Raw genomic sequence first — 25519 nt, 5'->3', positions numbered from 1 at the left:
CACTACGGTGAGCGGTCACGAAGCCGGCCCGGCGGCCCTCGGGGGAGTCGCCGGGCCGGCGGCCACATCAAGGAACCCGAACGGGGAGGCAGTCGTCATGAGCGACGAGAACACCACGGACAACCTGCACGCCACGGACGTCGAGGACGGCACCGAGGTCAGCCCGGACAACCTGCACGCGACCAGCGAGCCGCTCACCGGGGTGAACCCGCTCAAGGCGGACAGCGGCACCGCCACGGTCACGCCGGACAACCTGCACGCGACCGACGAGAAGGCCTGATCAGGCTTTTTTCCCACACGGGGACGGCCGCGGCGGCACCGAGGGGGAGCCGCCGCGGCCGAGGCGTGTCCGCGGTCAACCACGGCCGCGCAGCTCTCCCTTGACCACCTTCCCGCTCGCGTTGCGCGGCAGCTCCGGCACGAACTCCACCTCCCTGGGCACCTTGTAGTTGGCCATCTCGCGCCGGGCCCAGGCGATCAGGTCGTCCGCCGTGAGCACCGACGCCGCCCGCCGCACCACATAGGCCTTCCCGACCTCGCCGAGCCGCGGGTCCGGTACGCCGATCACGGCGACGTCGGCCACGTCCGGGTGGACGCCGAGGAGTTGCTCTATCTCCGCCGGGTAGGCGTTGAAGCCGCCGACGATGAACATGTCCTTGATCCGGTCGGTGATCCGGAGGTTCCCGGCCGCGTCCAGGACGCCGACGTCACCGGTGTGCAGCCAGCCGTCCTCGGTCAGCGCCTCGGCCGTGGCCGCCGCGTCCTCGTAGTAGCCGCGCATCACGTTGAAGCCGCGCACCAGGACCTCGCCGGGCTGCCCGGCCGGGGCCGCGACCCGCACCTCCGTGCCGGGTATGGCCCGCCCGGACGTCGCGGCGATCACCTTCGGGTCGTCGCCGCGCCGGCACATCGTCACGATGCCGCTGGCCTCCGAGAGGCCGTACGCCGTCAGGACGGTCTCCACGCCCAGTTCGCCGCGCAGCCGCTCCACCAGCTGGAGCGGCACCACCGCGGCGCCGGTCACCACGAGCCGGAGGGCGGACAGGTCGTGGGCGTCCCGCGCCGGATGGTCCAGCAGGGACTGGTGGAGGGTCGGCGGACCCGGCAGCACGGACACCCGTTCCGCCGCGATGTTGGCCAGGACGGTGTCGACGCCGAACACCGGCTGGGGAATCATCGTCGCGCCCCGCATGAGACAGGCCAGCACCCCGGCCTTGTAGCCGAACGTGTGGAAGAAGGGGTTGACGATCAGGTAGCGGTCGCCCTGCCGCAGTCCCGCCAGGTCGCACCAGATCTCGTACGCCCTGAGCGACTGGGCATGCGTGATCACCACGCCCTTGGAGCGTCCTGTCGTGCCGGACGTGAACACGATGTCCGAGGGCATCGAGCCGTCCAACTGAGCTGAACGCGCGTGGACTTCGGCCGCCCCGACGCCGTCCCCGGCCGCCAGGAAGTCCTTCCACGTCCGGAAGTCGGCCGGCGCGTCGTCCGACAGCACCACCACCTGCTCCAGCCCGGGCACCCCGCCCCCCTCCGCGAGCGCCCGCCGCAGCGAGGCCACGTACGAGGTGCCGAGGAACGTCCCGGTCACGAACAGCAGCCGCGCCCCGCTCCGCCGCAGCACGTCCACCGCCTCGCCGCCCTTGAAGCGGGTGTTGAGCGGCACCAGCACCGCGCCCGCCGACACCGCCCCGAGCGCCGAGACGATCCAGTCCAGGGAGTTGGGCGCCCAGATGCCCACCCGGTCGCCCGGTTCGACCCCGGCGGCGACACAGGCCGCCGCCGCGCGCTCCACCCGGTCGCCCAGTTCGCCGTACGAGATCCGGGTACGGCCCTCCACCACCGCCTCGGTCGACGCGTACCGCCGCGCCGACCAGCGGACCAGCTCCGGAATGCTCCGCCACTCCACCATCGGCCCTCCCCGCACAAGGAACCAGCGACCCATTAGCTGACTACCCGTCAGATTAGCTGTAGCCTGACGGGCTGTCAGCAGGCCTCACAGTGTGCGGAGGTGCGTGCAGCGTGACCTTCAAGGACGCGACGGCGATCGTGGGCATCGGTCAGACACCCTTCGCCAAGAACCTCGAAGACGACGAGAGAACCCTCGCCTGCCGGGCGGTGTTAGCCGCCCTCGACGACGCCGGGATCGCCCCCGGCGAGGTCGACGCCCTCGCCTCGTACACGATGGAGGAGACGGACGAGGTCGAGCTGGCGAAGGCGGTCGGCTTCGGGGACCTGACCTTCTTCAGCAAGGTCGGCTACGGCGGCGGCGGTTCGTGCGCCACGGTCGCCCACCTGGCCGCCGCGATAGCCGCCGGCCAGGCCACCGTCGGCGTCGCCTGGCGGTCGCGCAAGCGCGGCAGCGGACCGCGCCCCTGGAAGAACACGACCGTCCAACTCCCCACCCCGGCCCAGTGGACCCGCCCCTTCGGCCTGCTCCGCCCCGCCGACGAGATAGCCATGCTGACGCGCCGCTACATGCACGAGTACGGCGCGACCCGCGACCATCTCTTCAACGTCGCCCTCGCCTGCCGCAACCGCGCCAACCAGAACCCCGCCGCGATCATGTACGAGCGCCCGCTGACCCGCGAGATGTACATGACCTCCCGCTGGATCAGCGAGCCCCTCTGCCTCTTCGACAACTGCCTCGAGACGGACGGGGCGTTGGCGTGCGTGGTGGTCGGCAGGGAGCGGGCGCGCGACTGCCGGCGGCGGCCCGTGTACGTCCACTCCGCCGCCCAGGGCCTGCCCGCCCAGCACCACGGCATGGTCAACTACTGGAACGACGACCCGCTCACCGGCCCCGCCTGGACCGCGGCCCGACACCTGTGGAAACACGCCGACTTCACACCCCAGGACGTCGATGTCGCCCAGATCTACGACGCGTTCACCGCGCTGATCCCGCTCTCCCTGGAGGGCTACGGCTTCTGCGGCCGCGGCGAGGGCGGCGCCTTCACCGAGCAGGGCGCCCTGGAGACCGGCGGCCGGCTGCCGATCAACACCGGCGGCGGGGGGCTGAGCGAGGCCTACGTCCACGGGTTCAACCTCATCAACGAAGGCGTACGGCAGCTGCGGGGCACCAGCACCGCACAGGTCCCGGACGCCGGCACCTGCCTCGTGACCGCCGGCGAGGGCGTTCCGACCTCCGCGCTGCTGCTGACCAACAGGAGTTGACATGCTGGACCCGGTCAAGGACACCGACGGCGCCCCCTTCTGGCGGTACGCGGCCGAGGGCGAACTGCGCGTGCAGGCCTGCGCGGACTGCGGCGAGCTCCGCTTCCCGCCCCGCCCCTGCTGCCCGCACTGCCAGTCCTTCGCGGCCGAGTGGCGGCCCGTCTCGGGGCGCGGGCGCGTCTGGTCGTACGTCGTCCCGCACCCGCCGCTGCTGCCCGACTACGCGGCACAGGCCCCGTACAACGTGATCGTCGTCGAGCTGGAGGAGGCCCCGCGGATCCGTCTGGTCGGCAATCTGGTCGCCGAGGCGGGGGCGCGACTCGACTCGGTGGCGGTGGAGCGGATCCGGATCGGGGCGAAGGTGCGGGTCGTGTTCGCGGGCGGGCTGCCGCAGTGGGTGTCGGCGTGAACACCCTGCTCGTGTCGGGTGACAAGGACACCGGCGTCACCGTGGTGACCCTGAACCGGCCGGAGCGCCTGAACGCCGTCGACCTCGCCATGGCCGCCGAACTGGCCGAGGTGTGGCGGGAGTTGCGTTTCGACGCGGACACCCGGGCCGTCGTCCTCACCGGCGCGGGCGAGCGGGCCTTCTGTACGGGCCTGGACCGGGACTCGGTGGTCCCGCAGCCGGGATCGCCGTACATGATCGACGATCCGCTCCTGCGCATCGGGCCGAAGTCCAACGACCTCTGGAAACCCGTCATCGCCGCCGTCCGGGGCATGGCCTGCGGCGGTGCCTTCTACCTGCTCGGCGAGTGCGACTTCCTGATCGCCGGCCCCACCGCGACCTTCTTCGACCCGCACACCACCTACGGCATGGTCAGCGCCTACGAGTCGGTGCTGATGGGGCAGCGGATGCCGCACGGGGAGGTCGCCCGGACGATGCTCATGGGTACCGCCGAACGCCTTGGCGCGCGGCGGGCGTACGAGATCGGGCTGGTCTCCGAACTGACGGAACCCGGTGCGGAGTTGGCGGCGGCGACCGCATGCGCGTCCGTCATCGCCGACTACCCGCCGGAGGGCGTCCAGGGCACCGTCCGCGCCCTGTGGTCCGCCCGGGAGGCCGCGCTCGCCGCCGGGTACGCGCAGGCCCCGCACCTCATCTCGCTCGGCAACCTCCCGGACGAACGGCAGGCGGAGCTGTTCGCCGAACGGAACAGGACATATCGCACGCGCTGACGTAGCGTCTAGGTGGGACGGCCGCCGTCCACACCCTTCCGTGCGCTTGGTACGACGGCCGTCACCCGATCGTTCAGGCGGTACGGGCCGTGCCCGTGCCCTTCTCCGCGTCCAGCGCGTACACGCAGCGGTCCTTGCTGCACGCGTACACCACCCCGTCCCTGACGACCGGCGACCCGGTGATCTCGCCGCCGGTCGCGAGCTTCCAGCGCAGCCGGCCGTCGTCGGCCTTCAGGGTGTAGAGCAGGTGGTCCGTGGAGCCGAAGTGGATACGGCCCTCCGCGACCGCCGGGGCGCCCACGATGTCGCCGCCCGCCTGGAAGCGCCACTTGGGCGTGCCGGTGACCGCGTCCAGCGTGTAGAGGCCCTTGCCGCTGCCGACGTGCACGTGCCCCGCGGCCACCAGGACCGGGTCGATCGAGGAGCGGGACTCGGTGGCGATGCGCCAGCGGTCGCGGCCGTCGGCGGCGTCGAGGGCGTACACCGTGCCGAGGTAGTCGGCGAGGTAGATGCCGCCGCCGGTGACGGCCGGGCCGGGCGCGAAGGTCGGCGGGGAGAGGAAGACCGCCGGGGCCTCGAAGTGCCACTTCACATGACCGCTCGCCACGTCCAGGGCGAGGACGCGGGTGCCGGCGGAGACGTAGACACAGCCGTCCGGCGCGTGCGTCAGCCGTACCGGGACGCCGCCGCAGGAGGCCGCGTCGCCGATCGGGTACGACCAGCGCTCCTCGGCCGTACGGGCGTCGAGGGCCCGCAGCCGGGCGTCCTGCCAGACGTAGACCGTACCCTCGTGCACCGACGGCCCGGCCTCGGGCGACTCGAAGTCGGTCTGGGCGCCGGACAGCTCCCACAGCTTCTGGCCGTTCGAGGCCTCCCAGGCCTGGACGCCGCCGCCGCGGGTGCCGGTGACGACGGTGCCGCGGTCGGCGTGCAGGGAGTAGACCCAGGCGTCGGTGGACAGCCGCCACAGGTCGGCGCCCTCCCGGCAGTCGAGGGCGAAGAGGGTCGGCCCGTCGGAGGCGTGGATACGGCCGTCCGAGACCGCCATCGACCAGGCGACGTCACGGGTCTTGAAGCGTCGGCGGCCGGTCGCGACGTCGAGCGCGTGCACCTCGAAGGAGGTGACGTAAACGAGGTCCCCGGCGACCGACGGGGTGCCCCACACGTCGTTCGACATGCGGAAACGCCAGGGACGCCAGCCGGCGGCCGTCTCCGGGGGCGCGGGAGGGGCCGCAGGTACGACAGGGCCGACGGCAGGATCGGCGCCGTTGACGCCGGGGCGGGGCTTGGCCCAGGAGGCGGCCAGGGCGGCCTCCGGCGGGGGCGCCTTCACGGCCGCCGCGCGGACGTCGGAGACGCGGGGGCCGGGGCCGATCGGCACCTGGGCGCCGGCCAGCCGGACCGGGCCGGTGTCGGGGGCGCCCACGGGGACGGGCGAGGGGACCGCGGGGTCGTACGAGGGCGGGGGCGGCGGGACCGGGGCCTGGCGGCCGCCTCCGCTGCGGGCGCCGCCCTGCTGGCCGGGCTTGGCCGCCGGGCGGCCGTTGCGCCGCGCCTCGATCAGGCTCACCGCGCGCTCGGGCAGCCAGGCCGAGGCCGTACCGCTGTCGTCGGAACCGGAGCCGAAGAGGTGCGGGGCGAGCTGGGCCTGGAGGTCGGCCGGGTTCGGGCGGTTCGTCGCCTCCATCTGCATGAGGGACTCGATCAGCGGGCGCAGCTCGTTCGGCAGGCCCTCCAGGTCCGGGCCCTCGCGCAGCAGCATGAAGACCGTCTCCACCGGGTTGGCGCCGTGGAAGGGCGGGTGGCCGGTGGCCGCGAAGACCAGCATCGAGCCGAGCGAGAAGACGTCCGAGGCGCCGGTGACGGACCGCGAGTCCTTGGCCTGTTCCGGGGACATGTAGGCGGGGGTGCCGACCGCCACGTTCGTCATGGTCAGACGGGTGTTCGAAACGCCGGACGCGATGCCGAAGTCGATGACCCGGGGGCCGTCCTCCACGACGAGGACGTTCGAGGGCTTGAGGTCGCGGTGGACCAGTCCGGCGCCGTGGATGGACTGGAGCGCCTCGGCGACACCCGCCGCCAGCCAGCGCACCGCCTGGGCCGGGAGCGGCCCGCACTCGTTCACTATCTCCTCGAGCGAGGGCGCGGGGACGTACGCGGTGGCCAGCCACGGCACGGCGGCACGGGGATCGGCGTCCACCACGGCGGCCGTGTAGAACCCGGAGACCGCGCGGGCCGCCTCCACCTCGCGGGTGAAGCGGACGCGGAAGAGCTGGTCCTCGGCGAGCTCCGTGCGGACCGTCTTGATCGCCACGCGCCGGCCGGACGCCGAGCGCGCGAGATAGACCAGCCCCATGCCGCCGGCACCCAGCCGTCCCAGCACCTCGAACGGCCCGATCCGCCGCGGATCGTGCTGCGTCAGCTGATCCACCACTTGCCTGCCACCTCCCCGTACGGGCCCCGTCACCCACATATGTACGCGACCCCGTGCAGCGTCTCACCACCGCACCACCCCTGGCGGCGCGCACCCTGATTCTTCCTGTCCCGGGCACTGGTTGCGAACCCGGGTCCGAAACGGGGTGTCTCACGCCAAACCGGGACGATTCACCCGCCGATTCACCCGTCGAGCCGCTCCAGTACCGCGAACGACGCCCCCTGATTGTCGGTGACGACCGCCACCTTTCCGTAAGACGTCTCGAATGGTGGTGCCTGTACCCGGCCGCCGAGCCGGTTCACCGTCCCGAGGACGGATTCACAGTCCTCGACCTGGAAGTGGACCAGGAAGTGGGGCGGCATTTCGGCCGGAAACACCTCCGAGACGGCCGCCCGGCCGAAATCGGGCTTCGCGTCCGGCCCGAACAAGGCGTCGTGGAAGAGACCGCCGTAGAAGTCGTTCGCGGCCTCGGTGTCCCGCGCGTACAGCTCGGCCCAGGCGAAGGCGCCGGGCTCGTGCCGCCTGCCGAAGCCGGGGTGGCTGCCCGGCTCCCAGAGGCCGAAGACGGCCCCCTCCGGGTCGGTGACCAGCGCTGTCGTGCCCAGGTCGCCCACCGGCAGCGGCGCGGTGACGACCTGTCCGCCGGCCGCCCAGACCCGGTCCGCGAGGGCCTCCACGTCCGGTGTCGCGAAGTACACCGTCCAGACGGTGGGCATACGGCCGTCCGTCTTGTGCGCGAGCGCGGCGACCGGCTCGCCCTCGCGCAGCGCCCAGACGGAGCCGCCGTAGCGCTGCTCCTCGAAGGTCCACCCGAAGAGCTCACCGTAGAACCGCCTGCCCGCCTCGACGTCGGGAAGCTGCGCGTCCACCCAGCAGGGGACGCCCTCTCCGTACGTGGATGCCCTGTTTTCGGCCATGCGGCAAAAATAACGGCGCCTCGCGCACCGCGCAGGACCAGCACACCCGCCCCGCGGTGCTCGTGCACCCCATTTGCAGTCGGCCGAATCGCGCTCCGATCACCCCTCGGTAAGCTGACGGCATGACAGGACAAGTGCGTACCGTCGACGGCCGCGTGGCCGGCCGGCGTGGGCAGGCGACCCGGCAGAAGCTGCTCGACTGCCTCAGCGAGATGCTCAGCTCCTCCCCTTACCGGGACGTCAAAGTCATCGATGTCGCCCGGAAAGCGGGTACTTCGCCCGCGACCTTCTACCAGTACTTCCCGGACGTCGAGGGCGCCGTCCTGGAGATCGCCGAGCAAATGGCCACGGAGGGCGGTCAGTTGACCGCGCTGCTGGAGGGCCGGTCGTGGGTCGGCAAGGCCGGCTGGGCCACGGCCCAGGAACTCGTGGACGGTTTCCTGGAGTTCTGGCGCAAGAACGACGCGATCCTCAGGGTCGTCGACCTCGGCGCGGCCGAGGGCGACAAGCGGTTCTACAAGATCCGCATGAAGATCCTGAACTCGGTGAACAACTCCCTCACCGACTCGATCAGGGAACTGCAGTCCAAGGGCAAGGTCGACAAGGACGTGAACCCGGCGGCGGTCGCCGGTTCGCTGGTCGCGATGCTCGCGGCCGTCGCCTCGCACCAGAAGGGCTTCCAGACCTGGGGCGTCAAGCAGGCCGAACTCAAGCCGAACCTGGCGCTGTTGGTGCACCTGGGCGTGACCGGAAAGAAGCCGGCGAAGTAGGTCCGCGCCCTCCGGCTCAAGTCCTGTCTGGCAGGCGGTGGTCCACCTCGGTGGACCACCGCCTGCCGCTCTCCGCACGGGAGTTCGCACGGGCGGCGCGGCCCTATGAGGTCCGGGTGATCCGGAAGACCCGTATCTCCCGCTCGACCCGCGCCTGATAGGTGGCGTACGGCGGCCAGAACACCAGCAGCTTCTTCCACACCGCCGCCCGCTCCTCCCCCTCCAGCAGCCGGGCGCGCACCGGGATGTCCGTGCCCTTCCAGCTGATCTCGGCGTCCGGATGGGCGAGGAGGTTGTGGGTCCAGGCGGGGTGGTCCGTACGGCCGAAGTTGGACCCGATGAGGATCCACTCGCGCCCGCCCTCCTCGGGCATGCACGCCAGCGGCGTCCGGCGCGGCACCCCGCTGCGGGCCCCCTTGGCCGTGAGGATCACGCCCGGCAGCATCTGGGCACTGACCAGCACCTTCCCCCGGGTGAGCCGGTGGACGGCGCGGTCCAGGGCCGGGATGACATGCGGGGCCACCTTGGCGAAGCCCCTGGTCGAGGACACCCGCTGCACAACCCGTTCGCCGATCACACCGACACCTCCCGGCCCTCGAACAGTCGCGCCGCGTCCGCGGCGTGCGCCCGCAGCCGGTGCACCGGCCCGAACAGCAGCTCGTCGCCGGCGGCGCGCTTGAAGTAGAGATGGGCGTCGTGCTCCCAGGTGAAGCCGATGCCCCCGTGCAGCTGGATCCCCTCGGCGGCGGCGCACCGCAGCGCCTCCAGGGCCTGCGCGAGCGCGAGCCCGCCCGCGCTCTCGCCGTGCCCGGCCGCCCAGGCCGCGTAGTACGCCGCCGAGCGGGCCGCCTGGAGCTGTACGTACACGTCGGCCAGCCGGTGCTTGACCGCCTGGAACGACCCGATCGCCCGCCCGAACTGTTCCCGCTGCTTCACGTACTCCACGGTCCGCTCCAGCGCCCGGTCGGCGGCGCCGACGGCCTCGCAGGCGAGCACGGCGGCGGCCGAGTCGCCGACGGCACGAAGGGCGCCGAGGACCCCGCGCCCGTCCTCGCCGCCCAGCAACTCGGCCTCCACGTCGCGCAGTTGGAGGCGCCCCTGCGGCCGGGTCGCGTCGAGGGCGGTCTGCCGCGCCCGTACGAGCCCCGCCGCGTCGCCGGGCACGAGGAAGAACAGGGTCCGTGAGCGCGCGAACCCACCGGCATGCGCGGCGACCACCAGGAGCTCCGCGCTGTGCCCGTCGAGCACCTGCCCGACCTCCCCGTACAGCCGCCACCCCTCCCCCGCCCGCCGGGCCTGCACGCCTCCCGCGCGCCCGCCGCCCGCCCACTCCCCGCCGTTGCCGCCGGTCAGCGCGAGGGCGGTGGCCAGCGCGGTGCCGGGTACGGCGAGGGCGGCGGTGAGGGCGCCGGAGGCGAGCCGGGGCAGCAGCGCGGCGCACTGGGCCTCGGTGCCGAGGGCGCGGACGACCGGTCCGGCGAGGACGGCGGTGGCGAGCAGCGGCACCGGCGCGAGCGCCCGCCCCAACTCCTCTCCCGCCAGGGCGAGTTCGGTGACCGAGCAGCCCACACCGCCGTACGCCTCGGGAAGGGCGAGCCCGGGCAGGCCGAGCTGCTCGGCGAGGGCGGTCCAGAGGGCGGGGTCGTGGCCGTCGGGCGTGTCGAGGGCGGCGCGGAGTTCCTCGGGTCCGCAGCGCCGGTGCAGGAGTTCGCGCAGCGTACGGCGGATCTCGTCCTGTTCGGCGGTGAAGCCTGCGTCCATGACTCTTCCCTCCCGATCTGACGGTCCGTCATATTAGGAGCGCCGAAGCGATATGCCCAGAGGGAAGCGAGGGGTCATGGCCACCGGGATCCGGAAAGTCGCCGTGGTGGGCGCGGCCCTGTCCGACTGCGGCCGGGTGGACGACGCGACGCCGTACACCCTGCACGCCCAGGCGGCCCGCCGCGCGCTGGCGGACGCGGGCCTGGACCGTGCGGTGGTGGACGGCTTCGCCTCGGCGGGCCTGGGCACACTGGCCCCGGTCGAGGTCGCCGAGTACCTGGGCCTGCGCCCCACCTGGGTCGACTCCACGTCGGTGGGCGGCTCGACCTGGGAGGTCATGGCGGCGCACGCGGCGGACGCGATAGCCGCGGGCCACGCGAACGCGGTCCTCCTGGTGTACGGCTCGACGGCCCGCGCCGACATCAAGGCGGGCCGCCGCACCGGGAACCTCTCCTTCGGCGCCCGCGGCCCCCTCCAGTTCGAGGTCCCGTACGGCCACACCCTCATCGCCAAGTACGCGATGGCGGCCCGCCGCCACATGATCGAACACGGCACGACGATCGAGCAGTTGGCGGAGGTCGCGGTCCAGGCACGCGCGAACGCGGCCCTGAACCCGGACGCCGTGTTCCGCGCCCCGATCACGGTGGACGAGGTCCTGTCCGGCCCGATGATCGCGGACCCGTTCACCAAGCTGCACTGCTGCATCCGCTCGGACGGCGGCGCGGCGGTCCTGCTGGCGGCCGAGGAACTGGTACGGGACTGCCGTACCGCCCCCGTCTGGGTCCTAGGCACCGGGGAGCACGTCTCGCACGCGGCGATGTCCGAGTGGGAGGACTTCACGGTGTCCCCGGCGGCGGTGAGCGGCCGCCTGGCCTTCGAGCGGGCGGGTGTGACCCCGGACGAGATGGACTTCGCCCAGCTCTACGACGCCTTCACCTACATGACCCTGGTGACCCTGGAGGACCTCGGGTTCTGCGGGAAGGGCGAGGGCGGCGCGTTCGTGGAGAAGGGCCGGCTCAGGGTGGAGGGCGGGGAACTGCCGGTGAACACGGACGGGGGCGGCCTGTCGGCCCAGCACCCCGGGATGCGGGGGCTGTTCCTGCTGGTGGAGGCGGTACGGCAGCTGCGGGGCGAGGCGGGCGACCGCCAAGTGCGGGCACGGGACGGCGAGTTGCCGCGGCTGGGAGTGGCGTCGGGGACGGGCGGGTGGTTCTGCTCGTCCGGGACGGTGGTGCTGGGCCGGGACTGACGACCGCCGCGCCGCGAACCGTGAACGCGACGGAGGTCGTACCGGACGTAGGCTTCGACTGAACCCCTCCCGACCCGCAGCGCACCGACCAGCCGGCCACAGCCACAGCCACAGCCACCGGAGGAGAGCCGTATGGCACTGGCCCGTGAAGAGCGTGCAGAGTTCCTGGCCGAGCCGCATGTCGCCGCGTTCTCGGTGGACGGGGGTGAGGGGCGGGCGCCCGTCAGCGTGCCGATCTGGTACCAGTACGAGGACGACGGGACGGTGTGGATCCTGATCGTGCGGGACTCGCGCAAGGACCGGCTGATCCGGGCGGCGGGACGGTTCACGCTGCTGGCGGACCGGCTGGAGCCGACGATCCGGTACGTCTCGGTGGAGGGGCCGGTGATCGGGTCCGAGCCGGCGACGATCGAGCAGCTGAGGGAGATCTCGGCGCGGTACCTCCCCGCCGAGAAGGTGGACGAGTACGTGGACTTCGCCTGGAAGAACCACGGTGAGCAGGTGGTCGTCCGCATGCGCCCGGAGCGGTGGCTGTCGTCGGACCTGGGGACGGTCTGAGCTCGGATCGAGCCGTGCCGCACGGGACAATCGGGGCATGGGAACGGATCTGCACGAACTGCTGAGGTCACTGCGGGTGTGGGACCCGGAGGTGACCAGCCTGCCGCCCTTCGATCCGGCGGCGGCCCCCGCCGAACCCCTCCCCCTCTTCTCGGCCTGGCTCGCGGAGGCGGTGGCGGCGGGCCAGCGCGAGCCGCACACGATGTCCCTGGCGACCTCGGACGCCGACGGCAACCCGGACGTACGGATCGTGATGCTGCACGGCGCGGACGAGGAGGGCTGGTCCTTCGCGACCCACGCGACGAGCCGCAAGGGCACCCACCTGGCGGCCCGCCCGTACGCCGCCCTGGCCTTCTACTGGCCGGCGCTCGGCCGCCAGGTCCGCCTCCGCGGCCCGGTCACCACGGCCCCCTCCACCGACTCCCGGTCCGACCTGCACGCCCGCTCGACCGGCGCCCTCGCCGCGGCCCTCACCGGCCGCCAGAGCCAGGTCCTGGGCTCACTGGAGGAACTGGCCGAGGAATCCCAGGCGGCCTGGGACCGCGCCCGACGGGAACCGGACGCCCCGGTCCCGACCTGGACCCTGTACCGCCTCCGCCCGGACGAGGTGGAGTTCTTCCAGGGGGACGAGCGGCGACGGCACGTACGGCTGAAGTACGGGCGGGTGGACGGCGGGTGGGCCAGGGAGCTCCTCTGGCCGTAAGGCATCAGCGGCGCGCGAACTTCTCCACGGCCGCCGGGGTGACGGGTGTGAAGAAGTTGACCAGGTTTCCGTCGGGGTCGCGGAAGAGGAGTGAGCGGTTGCCCCAGGGCATCGTGGTGGGCTCGTTGACGAAGTCGGTGACGAAGCCCGTCAGGTTCTGGTGCACGCGGTCCACGTCGTCGACGAGGAACTCGGTGATCACGCTGTGGTTGGCGGCCGGGCGGGCGGAGCCGGGAGCGAAGAGCGGGACGGTGCGGGTGCCGCCGATCGCGAGGGTGGCGGCCCCGATCCTGAGTTCGGCGAAGTCCTCGGTGGCCCAGGCGGCCCGCGCCCCGGTGGCCCGCTCGTAGAACTCGACGAGGCGCGGCACGTCACCGGTGATGATGCGGATCGAGACGAAGTCCATGGAGATCTCCTTGGTCGGGGGCCGGTCGGGGGGGCCGGTCAGGGGCCGGTCGGGGCCGGTGGCGGCGTTCTCTTCACTTCGCAGGCTAGGAGAAATAGGGGACAGAATCGGTCCTGTATTCGCGTTAGGCTGCCGGCATGCCTCGACCCACCGGCCGCGTGCTGACCCTCCTGGAGCTGCTGCAGTCGGGCGGCACCCGGACGGTGGCCGAACTCGCCGACCGGCTCGGCGTCGAGGGGCGCACCGTGCGGCGGTACGTGGACCAGCTGGTCGAACTGGACGTGCCGGTGGAATCGGTACGCGGACGCTACGGCGGGTACCGCCTCGCCCCCGGCTACCGCCTGCCCCCGCTCATGCTCAGCGACGACGAGGCGCTGGCCGTGCTGCTCGGCCTGGTCGCCGGGCGCCGGGCGGGGCTGACGACGGCGGAGCGCACGGCGAGCGAGACGGCGTCGGCGAAGATCCGGCGGGTACTGCCCCAGCGCGTGGCCCGTCGGCTCGACACGCTCCTGGACGCCCTCGCCTTCACGGACCGGCCCGGCGAGTTCGACACCCCGGACGCCGAGGTCCTGCTCACCGTCGCCGACGCGGTGCGCCACCGCCGGCCGCTCTCGGTCCGTTACACCGATCGTGACGGCCGGCGCAGTGAACGCACGCTGCACGCGTACGGGGTCGTCGCCCACGCGGGCCGCTGGTACGTCACCGGCCAGGACGCCGGGATCGGCGAGGACCGGACCTTCCGGCTCGATCGCATCGCGGCCGCACGGCCCCTGCCCGGCTCGTTCGAAGCGCCCGAGGGGCCTGATCCGGCGCAGCGCCTGCTGTCGGCCTTCGCCGCGGTCGAGTACGAGCACGAGGTGACCCTGCGGATCCGAGGGACGGTCGAGCAGATCCGTGCCCGTCTTCCCGCGAGCGTCGCGAGCCTGGAGGAGTACGCGCCCGTGGCGGGCGAGGACCGGGCGGCCGAGGGCTGGCTGCGCGTCGGGCTTCGGGCGGAGCGGCTCGACTGGCTGCCGCCGCTCCTCGCCTCCCTCGACCGGCCGTTCGTCATCGAGCGCCCCGCCGAACTGCGCGACCTCGTCAGCGCACTCGCCGACCGCCTCGCGTCCTGTGCCCGCGCCGAGCCCGACCGCGCGGAAGCGGAGTAGCGCCGACAGGGCCTAGGAACCGGCGCCGTCCCCGAACTCGTACACCGCGAAGTCCGCCACCGGCCGGTAGCCGATCCGCTGGTAGAGGGCGTTGCTGGTGGGGTTCGCCAGGTCGGTGAACAGGAGCACCTCGGCGGCTCCCGCCGCTCGCGCCGCCCGGCTGACCTCGGCCGTGACCGCGCCGGCGTAGCCGCGGGCGCGGAGGTGGGACGGGGTGTAGACGGGGGCGACGCGGATCTGGCCGGCGACCTGCGGGGTGACGCCGGCCATGGAGAGCGGGGTGCCGTCGGGGGCCTCCCAGAGGGTGACGCCGCCGTAGGCGATACGGGCGTCGGCCCATTCCTCGGCGTCCTGGGACGCCCGTGCCTCGCCGACGGCGTGCGCGAACTCGTCGTACCAGCGGGCGAGTTGGGCCCGGTCGGCGGGTCCCGCGACCCTCGGCCGGCCCTCCGGCACGGGGCCCGGTTCGGTCAACTCGCCGAGCCGGTACAGCCGGTGGCGTGCGTGCAGGGTCGCCGGCGCCCCCGTGTGGCGTTGCCAGGCCTCGGCGAGTGCCGCGACCGTGGCGTGCTCGCCGTTGACGCCCGGCAGGGGGTGGCCGTGGCCGGCCAGGTGGACGGCGAGGGAGTGGGCCTCCTCGGGGGTGAGGGGCGTGACGACCAGGGGGTGGGGAGGGGTGCGGAAGTATGCGGCCCGTACCTCGCCGTCCCGCTCCAGCACCCCGAAATAGGGCGCCGCCTCATCGCCGTACACCTGCATCCCGCGCGTCCGCAGCGACTCGGTGACCGTCAAGAGGACGGTGTGCAGGGCGGGTCGGGAGTGGAGGAAGTCCCGGGCGCGGGTGAGAAAGGCGTCCAGGTCGTGGGTGAGGTACCAGTCATCGGGGCGCATGCCGCATGATCCCGCGCGCGGTGCGGTTTCCGCCTCCGAATTACGGCGCCCGCGGTCATGCGGGGATGAAGCCCGGCCACCAGGGTGGGACGTTGCCCGGGCAGGAGGGAGCGGGGTAGGAGTCCGGCATGCCCAGCCAGGTCACGAGGAACCAAGTGAGCCACAGGGTGAGGACGAGCCCTGCGGCAAGCGCGGCCCCTCGGTGACGTCTTCCGAGGGTGGTGTGCAGGACGACCCACGGAACCGCGGCGGCGATCCAGATGAGCGGGGCGAGCAGCAGCAGGGTCATGCCGTTGGCCGCCGTACCGCTGCCGACGTCGCATGCAGCCCATGCCCTCCCGATCGCGGTAACGGACACGACTGCGGTCAGGCCTCCGAAGAGGACGCCGAAGCCGACTCCCTTCGCACCGAAGCCGACGCCTCTCACAGCCCCTCCGGCTCCGGATCCCCCGCCAGCCGCCCGTGCAGATGCATGTCCCGGAACGCGTCCCGCCGTCCCGCCTCGAACATCGCGCCCCGCAGCGTCCCCTCGTACCGGAACCCGCACCGCTCGGCGATCCGGCACGAGGCCTCGTGGCCGACGGCGTGGTCGAGTTCCACGCGGTTCAGGCCGAGGTCGGTCAGGGCCCAGTGGGCGGCGAGCGCGAGGGCGCGGGTGGCGACACCCCGGCCGCGGGCCTCCGGCAGCACCCAGTAGCCGATCCGGGCGTGGCTCAGGACGAGGTGGATGGAGTTGACGCCGATGTGCCCGAGCGGCGTCCCGGTCGCCGCCTCGGTGATGCAGTACGAGGCCGAGGACCCGTCGGCCATGCCCGACTCCTTCGCCCGCAACGACTCCCGCGCGCTCCCCAGGTCCGTGACCGACCTGATCGGCGTGTTCCACCGCATGAACTCCGGGTCGGTGAGCCCACGCAGCCAAACACCCACGTCCGCCTCGGAGTCGGCGTCCCAGGGGCGCAACCGGAGTCCGCGGCCCTGGAGTTCGGGGAAGGGGGAGGTGAGGTGGTGCTCGTCGACTGTGGCCATGACAGCATTCAAGCCTGTACGGCTCTCCCGCGCGGCGTGAATCGCGGCCCGAACACCGCCACCCCGTCCCGGAAGACGACCTCCAGCTCCATCCCCGCCCGCAGCTCCCCCTCCGCGCACCCGACGATCTCCGTCATCATCCGCGGCCCCTCCGCCAGGTCCACCACGGCCGCCACGTACGGCACCCGCTCCCCGAACGGCGGCAGGTCGTTGCGGTGGACCACCGACCACGTATACAGCGTCGCCCGGCCGCTCGCCCGCTCCCAGGTGACGTCCTCACTCCAGCAGCGCGGGCAGAACTCCCGCGGATAGTGGTGCGCCCGGCCGCAGACCCCGCACCGGCGCACCAGCAGACGGCCCTCCGCCGCCGCGTCCCAGTACGTCCGCGTGAACGTGTCGGTCTCCGGTACGTCGAACCGCGCCGCGCCGCCCATCAGAACAGCCCCAGCGCGCTGTCCAGCGACCACACCTGCCACGACATGCCGAACAGCCCCACCACCGACATCAGCGCCATCATCGAGTTCTGCCCCTGCTCGGCCACCTCGTGGATCATGAGGGTGAAGTAGAGGACGTTGAGGAGCAGGCCGCCGACCAGGGCGATCGGGGTGAGGAAGCCGGTGACCAGGCCGAGGCCCACCGCCAGCTCCGCGTAGACGACGACGTACGCCATCGTCCGCGGGCGCGGCGCGACCATGACCTCGAAGCCGGAGCGGACCGCGTTCCAGCGGTGCTTGGCGGCGATGCCGGCCGCCCACGCGATCCCGGTGCCCCGCTCGAACCACGCCTTGCGGTCCTTGTGCCGCCAGCTCTCCAGCCACCACAGCCCGAGGCCTATGCGCAGCACGGCCAGCCACTCAGCGCCACTGAGCCAGATCGAGTCCATGAATCTGACGGTACGTCAGATGGCGGGTTCCGGGAAGCGGTGCGAGCCTGGGACCTGAAGACCCCTTTGGGGAATCTGTGCATCCACCATGAAGCTGTGCATCGCCTACGAATGACCACGGATTGTTGGCAATTTTGTCGTCAGCAACGCTAACTTCGCAGACGCAAGCCCAGCCGTCGAGGGAGTCGAAACCGTGAAGCACAGGGCAGTCAAGCGCAGGAACGTCGTGATCGGCATCGGTGCCGCAGCCGGCGCCGCCGCCGTCGGGGGCATCGCCCTCAGCGCCCAGGCGTCGAACGACTCCTCCTCTTCCTCGTCTTCCTCGTCCTCCTCGAACTCCTCGAACTCCCTGGTCTTCGACCCGGACGGCTACGAGAAGCTGACGACCACCGTCACCGACACCGCCGGCGACGAGCACAGCGTCACGTACCACTTCTGGAAGGCGATCACCTACGTCGCCAAGCCCGTGGACGAGGCCTACCAGTCGCTCGTCGTGAGCGTTCCGGTCGAGATCGACGGCAAGGCCGTTGACGCGAGCAACGCCCCGATCCTGTTCGCGAACTCCGTCGGCGGCTACATGCCGTCCTCCGTGGCGGACGCCACCGGCATCGGCGCCGGCGGCATGACCGGCGGTGGCGGCGCCCCGAGCGGTGCCCCCAGTGGTGCCCCCAGCGGCAGCGCCGCGCCCAGCGCCTCCGCCTCCAACGCGAACGGCAACACCAACGCCACCGGCGGCGCCACCGCCTCCAACCAGCTCCTCGCGCTCGCCGCCGGTTACGTCGTCGTCGAGCCCGGCGCCCGCGGCCGTACCCTCAAGAACTCGGACGGCGAGTACTACGGCACCGCGCCCGCCGCGATCGTCGACCTCAAGGCGGCCGTGCGGTACGTGAAGGCCAACAAGGGCCGGATCCCGGGCAACGTCGACCGGATCGTCTCGGCCGGCACCAGCGCGGGCGGTGCGCTGTCCTCGCTGCTCGGCGCCTCCGGCGACAGCCCGATCTACGACAAGTACCTCAAGGAGATCGGCGCCGCCGACGCCTCCGACGCGATCTTCGCGACCGGCGCCTGGTGCCCGATCACCGACCTGGAGCACGCCGACGGCGCCTACGAATGGAACTGGGGCACCAACGTCACCCAGTCCACCGGCAAGGTCGTCGACCAGACGGTGTCGAAGGCGCTGCAGGCCCAGTTCGCCGAGTACCAGGCGAAGCTGCGGCTGCGCGGCCTCAAGGGCTCCGGCTTCGGCACGCTGACCGCCCGCAACTACGACGACTACCTGCTCAAGCAGTACCTGGAGCCCTCGGCGACCACGTACCTGGCCGCCCTGTCGGACTCGGAGCGCGAGACCTACCTCGCCAAGAACACCTTCATCACCTGGTCCGGCGGCAAGGCCTCCTTCACCTGGGCCGACTTCCTCACCCATGTCGGCGCCCGCAAGAAGACCACCCCGGCCTTCGACGCCTTCGACCTGTCGGCCGGCGAGAACAACGAGTTCGGCGCGGGCACGACGGAGGCCCGCCACTTCACGGCGTACGGCGCCAAGAACGACAGCACCGGGCTCAGCACCAAGCGCGTCGCGAGCGACATCCCCGAGAAGCTGCACCTGATGAACCCGATGTACCACCTGGTGGAGAAGGTCAACGGCAAGCGCTCCAAGCACTGGTGGATCCGCCTCGGCACCAGCGACACGGACACCTCGCACGTCATCTCGGCGAACCTGGCCGCCGCCGTGAGCGGCCTCGGCGACGACGTGAACCACCTCTACTACTGGGACCAGGGCCACGGCGCCAACACCGACCCGGGCGACTTCATCACCTGGATCGCCAAGGTGACCGGTTACAAGGGCCCGAAGAAGGCCTAGCCGCCGCGGGAAGGACCGGGGCGGGGCTTGCGCCGTACGGACACAACCAGGTGGCCTACGTCACAAGCCCCACCCACTCCTCCTACACGCGTGATCAATCCGAAACCAATTCCCCTCTTGACCGAGACCCATCAACGGAGTGCGTGATTACGCTCGCGCACATGAGCGACTCCACTCCGTCCACGAGCCCTTCGGGCCGGCCCGTCTACGTCGTCGGCGGCGGACCCGGCGGGCTCTCCGTCGCGTACGCGCTGCGGGCGCGGGGCATACGGGCGGTGGTCCTGGAGAAGTCGGACAAGGTGGGCGCGGCCTGGCGCCGGCACTACGACCGGCTGCACCTGCACACCACCCGGCGGCTCTCCGCCCTCCCGGGGCTGCCGATGCCGCGCCGGTTCGGGCGCTGGGTGGCCCGGGACGACGTGGTGCGGTACCTGGAGAAGTACGCCGAGGTGCACGAGCTGGAGATCGTCACCGGCGTGGAGGTGTCGAAGGTCGAGCGCACCCCGGACGGCACCGGCTGGCTGCTGCACGCCACCGGCGGACGCGAGCTGACCGGTGCCGCGGTGGTGATCGCCACCGGCTACAACCACACGCCGTACGTGCCCGAGTGGCCCGGCCTCGACGGCTGGACCGGCGACTTCACGCACGCCGCCGACTACCGCAACGCCGAGCCGTACGCCGGCCGGGACGTCCTGGTCATCGGCGTCGGCAACACGGGTGCCGAGATCGCCGTGGACCTGCTGGAGGGCGGCGCCTCGCGGGTACGGCTGTCCGTACGCACTGCCCCGCACATCGTGCGCCGCTCGACCGCCGGGTGGGCCGCCCAGTACACGGGCGTGCTGGTACGACGGCTGCCGGTCGGCGTGGTCGACCGGCTCGCCCGGCCGATGGCGAAGCTCAGCGTGCCGGACCTGTCGGCGCAGGGGCTGCCCCGCCCGGACACCGGCCTCTACACCCGCGCCAAGGCGGGCGCGATCCCGGTGCAGGACGTCGGGCTCATCGACGCGGTGCGCAAGGGGCGGGTGGAAGTGGTGGCCGCCGTCGACGGGTTCGAGGACGGCAAGGTGGTGCTCGCCGACGGCACCCGGATCTCTCCGGAGGCCGTGGTCGCCGCCACCGGATACGTCCGCGCGCTGGAAGGTCTCGTCGGTCATCTCGGCGTGCTGGACGCGCAGGGCCGGCCCCTCGCGCACGGCGCCCGCGCCCCGCAGGACGCCCCCGGCCTGCACTTCACCGGCTACACCACACCCATCAGCGGCACGCTCCGCGAGGTCGCGATGGACGCCGAGAAGATCGCGAAGGCGGTCGAGAGGAACGGCGGCGACGCGCTGTCGCGGCTGCCCGTCTGACTTTCGGCTGCCCGTCTGGCTTCCGGCTGCCCGTCCGACGTAGAAGTCATCAACTCCCTTCATCAGCACTCCCGTTACACATGTGTCAGATGTGACGGGAGCGTTGAACCCTGCCCTCCTCCGGGGCCAGAATGTGAATCCTGCTCACCTTTCTGCTCCACACTCTCTCCACGACGGAGGATGCACGTGGCAAGTGAAAGACAGCTCTCCCGGCGCTCCCTGCTCGGCGGTGCCGCCGCTGCCGCGGGCGCCGTCACGCTCACCGGCACCGCCGCGGGAACGGCGTCCGCCGCCTCCACCCGCGACGTGGACGTCGCGGTCATCGGCGGCGGGCTCGCCGGACTGACGACGGCCCGCGACCTCGTGGCCGGCGGCAAGTCCGTGGCCGTCCTGGAGGCCCGCGACCGCGTCGGCGGCCGGGTGGTCAACCTGGCGCTGGCCAACGGCGGTGTCACCGAAGGCGGCGGCGAGTTCATCGGCCCCACCCAGGACCGCATCAAGGCCCTCGCGGACTCGCTCGGCGTGGCCACCTTCACGACGTACAACACCGGCAAGAACCTCCTCTACAAGGACGGCACCCGCACCCCCTACGCCACCGACGGCCTCCTCGGCTCGGTCCCGCCGGTCGACGCGGCCGGGCTCGCCAACGCCGCGATCGTGCAGGCCGAGCTGGACGACATGGCCAAGACGGTGCCGGTCGACGCTCCCTGGAACGCGGCCAAGGCCGCCGAATGGGACAAGCAGACCTTCGAGACCTGGCTGAACGCCAACGCGGTCATCCCGTCCGCCAAGTTCCTGCTGGACCTGGCCTGTACGTCGATCTTCTCGGCGCAGCCCCGCGAACTCTCCCTGCTCTACGTGCTGTTCTACATCGCCGCCGCCGGCAACGAGTCCAACGTCGGCACCCTGGAGCGCCTCACCGACACCGCGAACGGCGCCCAGGAGTCCCGCTTCGTCGGCGGCTCCCAGCAGGTGCCGATCAAGCTGGCCGCCACGCTCGGCGACAAGGTGGTGCTGAGCGCGCCGGTGCGCTCGGTGGTGCAGTCCGGCGGCAAGTACGTCGTCACGGCCGACGGCATCACCGTCACGGCCAAGCGGGTCGTGGTCGCCGTACCCCCGCCGCTGGCCGCCCGCATCTCCTTCGACCCGCTCCTTCCGGCCGCCCGGGACCAGCTGAGCCAGCGGATGCCCATGGGCTCGATCGGCAAGGCGATCGCCGTCTACAGCACCCCGTTCTGGCGTGCCGACGGCCTCAACGGCCAGGCGGTCAGCGACTCCGGCGTGGTCCGCTCGACCTTCGACAACTCCCCGCCGGACGCCTCCTACGGCGCCCTGATGGGCTTCATCGAGGCCGACGAGATGCGCGCCTACGACGCGTCGAGCGTCGACGAGGTGAAGGCGGCCGTCCTCAAGGACTACGTCAACTACTTCGGCTCCAAGGCCGCTTCGCCGACCTCCTTCGTGCTCCAGCGCTGGGACAACGAGGGCTTCTCGCGCGGCGGCCCGGTCGCCTACGCCCCGCCCGGCGTCCTGACCGAGTACGGCGCCGCCCTGCGCAAGCCGGTCGGCGGCATCTTCTGGGCCGGCACCGAGACCTCCACGTACTGGAACGGCTTCATGGACGGAGCGGTGCGTTCGGGCGAGCGGGCCGCGAAGGAGGTCCTGGCGAGCCTCTGAGTCGGCCGGTCCGGTTGCCGGTTCACCAACTTTGTGTGCACAGCGGTTCCTGACACTGTGTCAGTTCGCCTAATCTGACACCACGTCAGTTAATTGTGCTGTCACACAGGAGCGGGCGGACCGATGCTTGGATCAACCCACGGCACCCTCACCACCGACTCCCGCCGGGCCCGGGTGATCGCCTGCGGCGAGCAACCCGGTCCGGCCGTGCACGGCAGGCCCGCCGAGGTCGACGACCTCGACGTCGGCGGCCGGCCGCTGTACGCCGACGTCCCCGATCTGGACCGGTTCTTCCGCCCCGAGTCCGTCGCCGTCGTCGGCGCCTCGGACGCCGAGGGCCGGCCGAACACCGGCATCACCCGCCAGCTGGTGGCCTGGGCCGAGCGCGTCGGCGCCCGGCTGCACCCCGTCCACCCCACCCGCCCGTCCGTCTTCGGCATCCCCTGCGCGCCCTCCGTCGCCGACCTGCCCGAGCAGGTCGACCTCGCCGTACTCCTCGTCGCCGACCCACTCCCCGTGATCGAGGAACTCGCCGAGGCCAAGGCCAAGTTCGCGGTCGTCTTCGCCTCCGGGTTCGCGGAGACCGGCGCGGAGGGCGCGCTCGCGCAGGAGCGCCTGGCCGCCGCGGTCGCCCGCTCCGGTATACGGCTGCTGGGGCCCAACACCAACCTCAACGCCTTCGAGCGGTTCCGGGACGACCTCGACGGACCGGCGATCGCGCTGATCACCCAGTCCGGCCACCAGGGCCGCCCGGTCTTCGCCCTCCAGGAACTCGGCATCCGCCTCTCCCACTGGGCACCGACCGGCAACGAGGCCGACCTGGAGACCGCCGACTTCCTGTCCTACTTCGCCGAGCGGCCCGAGGTCGGCGCCATCGCCTGCTACGTCGAGGGCCTCAAGGACGGCCGCGCCTTCCTGCTCGCCGCCGACCGCGCCGCCCGCCGCAAGGTGCCGGTGGTCGCGGTGAAGGTGGGCCGCACCGAGACCGGCGCGCGCACGGCCGCCTCCCACACCGGGAAGCTGACCGGCGCGGACACGGTGGTGGACGCGGCGATGCGGCAGTTCGGCGTGATCCGGGTGGACGGTCTCGACGAACTCCAGGACACCGCGGCCCTGTTGGCGCGCGCGAGGCCGCCGCGCGCGGACGGGGTGGTCGTCTACTCGATCTCGGGCGGCACGGGAGCGCACTTCGCGGACCTGGCGACGGAGGCGGGGCTACGGCTGCCGGTCCTGTCGGAGGCTCGGCAGGCCGAACTGCACCAGTGGATACCCGAGTACCTGAGCGTCGCCAACCCCGTGGACAACGGCGGACACCCGGTCGGCGACGAGCGCGGCCGGAAGATCATCGACGCGATCCTCGCCGACCCGTCCGTGGGCGTGCTGATCTGCCCGATCACGGGCCCCTTCCCGCCCCTCTCCGACCGTCTCGTCCGGGACCTGGTGGACGCGGCCGAGCGGACGGACAAGCTGGTCTGCGTGGTCTGGGGCTCGCCGGTCGGCACCGAACCGGCGTACCGCGAGGTCCTGTTGGGCTCCTCCCGCGTCGCGACCTTCCGCACGGTCGCCAACTGCATCACCGCGGTCCGCGCCTACCTCGACCACCACCGCTTCACCGCCCACTACCGCTCCCCCTTCGACGAGGCCCCGCGCACCACCTCGCCCTCCTTCCGCAAGGCACAGGCCCTGATGCGCCCCGGCCAGCAGCTGAGCGAACACGCCGCGAAACAACTGCTCAGGGCATACGGCATCCGGGTCCCGCGCGAGCAACTGGTCACCAGCGCGGCGGCCGCCGTACGGGCGGCGGGCCTGGTCGGCTACCCGGTGGTGATGAAGGCGTCCGGCGCGCAGATCGCCCACAAGACCGAGCTGGGCCTGGTGAGGATCGGCCTGACGTCGGCGAGCCAAGTCAGGGACGCCTACCGGGAGTTGACCGACATCGCGCGCTACGAGGGCGTCACCCTGGACGGGGTCCTCGTCTGCCAGATGGTCGAGCGGGGCGTGGAGATGGTCGTCGGCGTCACGCACGACGACCTGTTCGGCCCGACGGTGACGGTCGGACTCGGCGGAGTCCTCGTCGAAGTCCTGCACGACGTCACCGTACGCGTACCGCCCTTCAGCGAGGACCAGGCCCACGCCATGCTCGGGGACCTGCGCGGGCGAGCGCTGCTGGACGGGGTGCGGGGCCGGCCGCCGGCCGACGTGGACGCGCTGGTCGAGGTGGTCCTGCGGGTCCAGCGCATGGCGATGGAACTCGGCGACGAGCTGGCGGAGTTGGACATCAACCCGCTGATGGTGCTGCCCAGGGGGCAGGGCGCGGTGGCGCTGGACGCGCTGGCGGTGTGCCGATGACCGAGCTGCTGCACAGGCTGGACGGCCAGGTCATGCACCTCACCCTCAACCGCCCCGAGACCCTCAACGCCATCACGCCCGACCAACGGGAGCTGCTGATACGGCTGTTGGGGGACGCTTCCGCCGATCCGGAGGTGCGTGCGGTGGTCCTCACGGGGGCTGGGCGGGGGTTTTGCGCGGGGGCGGATTTGCGGGGTGGGGCGGGGAGCGGGTCCGGGGGCGGGGCGAGGGGCGGTTCCGGGGGCGAGGCGGGAAGCGGGTCCGGGAGCAGCCCGGCCTCCGGGGAGCGGGTCGCCGGGGACGTGGCCCGGATGCTCCGGCTCGGTGCGCAACGCCTGACCGCCGCGGTCCTGGACTGCGAGAAGCCGGTGATCGCGGCGGTGAACGGCACAGCGGCGGGCCTCGGCGCGCACCTGGCGCTCGCCTGCGACCTCGTACTGGCCGCGGAATCGGCGAGGTTCATCGAGGTGTTCGCGCGCCGGGCCCTGGTCCCCGACGGCGGAGGGGCGTATCTCCTCCCCCGCCTGATCGGCCCACAGCGCGCGAAGGAGCTGATGTTCTTCGGCGACGCGCTCTCCGCGACCGACGCCGAACGTCTCGGCCTGGTCAACCGGGTCGTGCCGGACGGGGAGTTGGCGAAGACGGCGCACGAGTGGGCGGCCCGCCTGGCGTCGGGCCCCACCCGAGCCCTGGCGCTGACGAAACAGCTGGTCAACGCTTCCCTGGACACCGACCGCGCGACGGCGTTCGCCGCCGAGGCCGCCGCCCAGGAGATCAACATGACGACGACGGACGCGCAGGAAGGCGTACGGAGTTTCGTGGAGCGCAGGAGCGCCGAGTTCAAGGGCCGCTGAGTGTTCGGCGCAGCGCTGCCGGCGCCGGAGACGACTGACGTACCCCCTGGCCGTGGCCCTGCGCAATACGGGACTCCGGCCGGCGAGCCTGGGCTGCAAGCGCCGTACCTCCTCCTCCCCCCCCGCACTGTTCGACATGGTGATGGCATACGCGGGCCGTCCGGTCCGGCCGACCCGACCGTGGAGGCGGCCGTTCGTGCGGCACGGGCACCTTCCCTGGACAGCGACGAGATTCCGTCCCCCGAGCGGGAGCGGATATTCGACCGGATCATGCGGGTTCTGCCTGGCAGCGTCGAGATGGCCGCCGACGTCACCGTCCATCTCGCCCGT

General features: G+C 72.2%; 25 protein-coding genes. 14 read left to right on the top strand and 11 right to left on the bottom strand.

Going from position 1 to position 25519, the window contains the following annotated elements; translation table 11 throughout:
• Positions 1–97: 97 nt before the first annotated feature.
• A complete protein-coding gene (locus MQP27_RS14565) occupies positions 98–280 on the top strand; it encodes a hypothetical protein (RefSeq protein ID WP_242765493.1) in 183 nt (60 codons plus the stop codon).
• Between the two features lie 75 nt (positions 281–355).
• Here MQP27_RS14565 and MQP27_RS14560 read toward each other — a convergent pair whose 3' ends face one another.
• A complete protein-coding gene (locus tag MQP27_RS14560; protein ID WP_242765492.1) occupies positions 356–1912 on the bottom strand; it encodes a FadD3 family acyl-CoA ligase in 1557 nt (518 codons plus the stop codon).
• A gap of 110 nt (positions 1913–2022) precedes the next feature.
• Here MQP27_RS14560 and MQP27_RS14555 point away from each other — a divergent pair, with 110 nt between their 5' ends.
• Genes MQP27_RS14555 through MQP27_RS14545 form a run of 3 tightly spaced genes read left to right on the top strand, consistent with a single transcriptional unit; the run spans position 2023 to position 4353 of the window.
• Positions 2023–3174, top strand: a complete 1152-nt coding sequence (locus tag MQP27_RS14555) for a lipid-transfer protein (protein WP_242765491.1) — start codon at positions 2023–2025, stop codon at positions 3172–3174.
• Between the two features lies 1 nt (position 3175).
• Positions 3176–3583, top strand: a complete 408-nt coding sequence (locus MQP27_RS14550; RefSeq protein ID WP_242765490.1) for a Zn-ribbon domain-containing OB-fold protein — start codon at positions 3176–3178, stop codon at positions 3581–3583.
• Positions 3568–4353 (top strand): enoyl-CoA hydratase/isomerase family protein, encoded by a 786-nt coding sequence (locus MQP27_RS14545; RefSeq protein ID WP_372511188.1) that lies wholly within the window; start codon positions 3568–3570, stop codon positions 4351–4353. The genes MQP27_RS14550 and MQP27_RS14545 overlap by 16 nt, the downstream gene beginning before the upstream one ends.
• Positions 4354–4426: 73 nt before the next feature.
• Here MQP27_RS14545 and afsK read toward each other — a convergent pair whose 3' ends face one another.
• Complete coding sequence (gene afsK, locus MQP27_RS14540; protein ID WP_242765488.1) at positions 4427–6787, bottom strand: protein serine/threonine kinase AfsK; 2361 nt, start codon at positions 6785–6787, stop codon at positions 4427–4429.
• Between the two features lie 182 nt (positions 6788–6969).
• Positions 6970–7704, bottom strand: coding sequence for an AfsK-binding protein KbpA (gene kbpA, locus MQP27_RS14535; protein WP_242765487.1), 735 nt, complete (start codon positions 7702–7704; stop codon positions 6970–6972).
• 134 nt (positions 7705–7838) lie between these two features.
• Between kbpA and MQP27_RS14530 the strand changes: the two genes are divergently transcribed.
• Positions 7839–8474: a TetR family transcriptional regulator gene (locus tag MQP27_RS14530; RefSeq protein WP_242765888.1), complete on the top strand. Its 636-nt coding sequence runs from the start codon at positions 7839–7841 to the stop codon at positions 8472–8474.
• Positions 8475–8577: 103 nt separating this feature from the next.
• On the opposite strand, the gene MQP27_RS14525 is transcribed toward MQP27_RS14530, so the two are convergent.
• Together MQP27_RS14525 and MQP27_RS14520 are read right to left on the bottom strand one after the other, a co-directional pair.
• A complete protein-coding gene (locus MQP27_RS14525; protein WP_242765486.1) occupies positions 8578–9051 on the bottom strand; it encodes a nitroreductase/quinone reductase family protein in 474 nt (157 codons plus the stop codon).
• A complete protein-coding gene (locus MQP27_RS14520; RefSeq protein WP_242765485.1) occupies positions 9048–10235 on the bottom strand; it encodes an acyl-CoA dehydrogenase family protein in 1188 nt (395 codons plus the stop codon). Before MQP27_RS14520 ends, MQP27_RS14525 begins: the two co-directional genes overlap by 4 nt.
• 76 nt (positions 10236–10311) lie before the next feature.
• On the opposite strand from MQP27_RS14520, the gene MQP27_RS14515 reads away from it, so the two are divergent.
• From MQP27_RS14515 to MQP27_RS14505, 3 genes are all read left to right on the top strand, one after another.
• Positions 10312–11484 carry a thiolase C-terminal domain-containing protein gene (locus MQP27_RS14515; protein ID WP_242765484.1) on the top strand — a complete coding sequence of 391 codons (1173 nt, stop codon included), beginning with the start codon at positions 10312–10314 and terminating at the stop codon, positions 11482–11484.
• 132 nt (positions 11485–11616) lie between these two features.
• The gene (locus MQP27_RS14510; protein WP_242765483.1) at positions 11617–12042 is read left to right on the top strand and encodes a pyridoxamine 5'-phosphate oxidase family protein; all 426 of its coding nucleotides are present in this window, start codon (positions 11617–11619) and stop codon (positions 12040–12042) included.
• Between the two features lie 37 nt (positions 12043–12079).
• Positions 12080–12745 carry a pyridoxine/pyridoxamine 5'-phosphate oxidase gene (locus MQP27_RS14505; RefSeq protein ID WP_242765482.1) on the top strand — a complete coding sequence of 222 codons (666 nt, stop codon included), beginning with the start codon at positions 12080–12082 and terminating at the stop codon, positions 12743–12745.
• Positions 12746–12749: 4 nt separating this feature from the next.
• Here the strand turns inward: MQP27_RS14505 and MQP27_RS14500 are convergent, their stop codons facing one another.
• Positions 12750–13151: a VOC family protein gene (locus MQP27_RS14500; protein ID WP_242765481.1), complete on the bottom strand. Its 402-nt coding sequence runs from the start codon at positions 13149–13151 to the stop codon at positions 12750–12752.
• Positions 13152–13288: 137 nt separating this feature from the next.
• Between MQP27_RS14500 and MQP27_RS14495 the strand changes: the two genes are divergently transcribed.
• The gene (locus MQP27_RS14495) at positions 13289–14299 is read left to right on the top strand and encodes a helix-turn-helix transcriptional regulator (RefSeq protein ID WP_242765480.1); all 1011 of its coding nucleotides are present in this window, start codon (positions 13289–13291) and stop codon (positions 14297–14299) included.
• Positions 14300–14311: 12 nt separating this feature from the next.
• Here MQP27_RS14495 and MQP27_RS14490 read toward each other — a convergent pair whose 3' ends face one another.
• The 5 genes from MQP27_RS14490 to MQP27_RS14470 are packed head-to-tail and all read right to left on the bottom strand — an operon-like array spanning position 14312 to position 17099.
• Positions 14312–15190, bottom strand: a complete 879-nt coding sequence (locus tag MQP27_RS14490; RefSeq protein ID WP_242765479.1) for a GNAT family N-acetyltransferase — start codon at positions 15188–15190, stop codon at positions 14312–14314.
• 55 nt (positions 15191–15245) lie between these two features.
• Positions 15246–15617, bottom strand: a complete 372-nt coding sequence (locus MQP27_RS14485; protein WP_242765478.1) for a hypothetical protein — start codon at positions 15615–15617, stop codon at positions 15246–15248.
• Positions 15614–16216: a GNAT family N-acetyltransferase gene (locus tag MQP27_RS14480; protein WP_242765477.1), complete on the bottom strand. Its 603-nt coding sequence runs from the start codon at positions 16214–16216 to the stop codon at positions 15614–15616. The genes MQP27_RS14485 and MQP27_RS14480 overlap by 4 nt, the downstream gene beginning before the upstream one ends.
• Positions 16217–16224: 8 nt before the next feature.
• Positions 16225–16650: a Zn-ribbon domain-containing OB-fold protein gene (locus MQP27_RS14475; protein WP_242765476.1), complete on the bottom strand. Its 426-nt coding sequence runs from the start codon at positions 16648–16650 to the stop codon at positions 16225–16227.
• Positions 16650–17099: a DoxX family protein gene (locus tag MQP27_RS14470; protein ID WP_242765475.1), complete on the bottom strand. Its 450-nt coding sequence runs from the start codon at positions 17097–17099 to the stop codon at positions 16650–16652. Before MQP27_RS14470 ends, MQP27_RS14475 begins: the two co-directional genes overlap by 1 nt.
• Before the next feature lie 193 nt (positions 17100–17292).
• On the opposite strand from MQP27_RS14470, the gene MQP27_RS14465 reads away from it, so the two are divergent.
• From MQP27_RS14465 to MQP27_RS14445, 5 genes are all read left to right on the top strand, one after another.
• Complete coding sequence (locus MQP27_RS14465) at positions 17293–18960, top strand: subtype B tannase (RefSeq protein ID WP_242765474.1); 1668 nt, start codon at positions 17293–17295, stop codon at positions 18958–18960.
• A gap of 161 nt (positions 18961–19121) precedes the next feature.
• Positions 19122–20309 (top strand): flavin-containing monooxygenase, encoded by a 1188-nt coding sequence (locus MQP27_RS14460; RefSeq protein ID WP_242765473.1) that lies wholly within the window; start codon positions 19122–19124, stop codon positions 20307–20309.
• A gap of 186 nt (positions 20310–20495) precedes the next feature.
• A complete protein-coding gene (locus MQP27_RS14455) occupies positions 20496–21986 on the top strand; it encodes a flavin monoamine oxidase family protein (RefSeq protein WP_242765472.1) in 1491 nt (496 codons plus the stop codon).
• Positions 21987–22109: 123 nt separating this feature from the next.
• A complete protein-coding gene (locus MQP27_RS14450) occupies positions 22110–24335 on the top strand; it encodes an acetate--CoA ligase family protein (protein ID WP_242765471.1) in 2226 nt (741 codons plus the stop codon).
• Positions 24332–25189 (top strand): enoyl-CoA hydratase/isomerase family protein, encoded by an 858-nt coding sequence (locus MQP27_RS14445; RefSeq protein ID WP_242765470.1) that lies wholly within the window; start codon positions 24332–24334, stop codon positions 25187–25189. Before MQP27_RS14450 ends, MQP27_RS14445 begins: the two co-directional genes overlap by 4 nt.
• Positions 25190–25519 lie beyond the last annotated feature (330 nt).

The sequence above is a fragment of the Streptomyces cylindrosporus genome, from assembly GCF_022698165.1.
Taxonomy (GTDB): domain Bacteria; phylum Actinomycetota; class Actinomycetes; order Streptomycetales; family Streptomycetaceae; genus Streptomyces; species Streptomyces cylindrosporus.
Note: the sequence above shows the minus strand (reverse complement) of the source record. Positions and strands in the feature narration are given on the sequence as shown.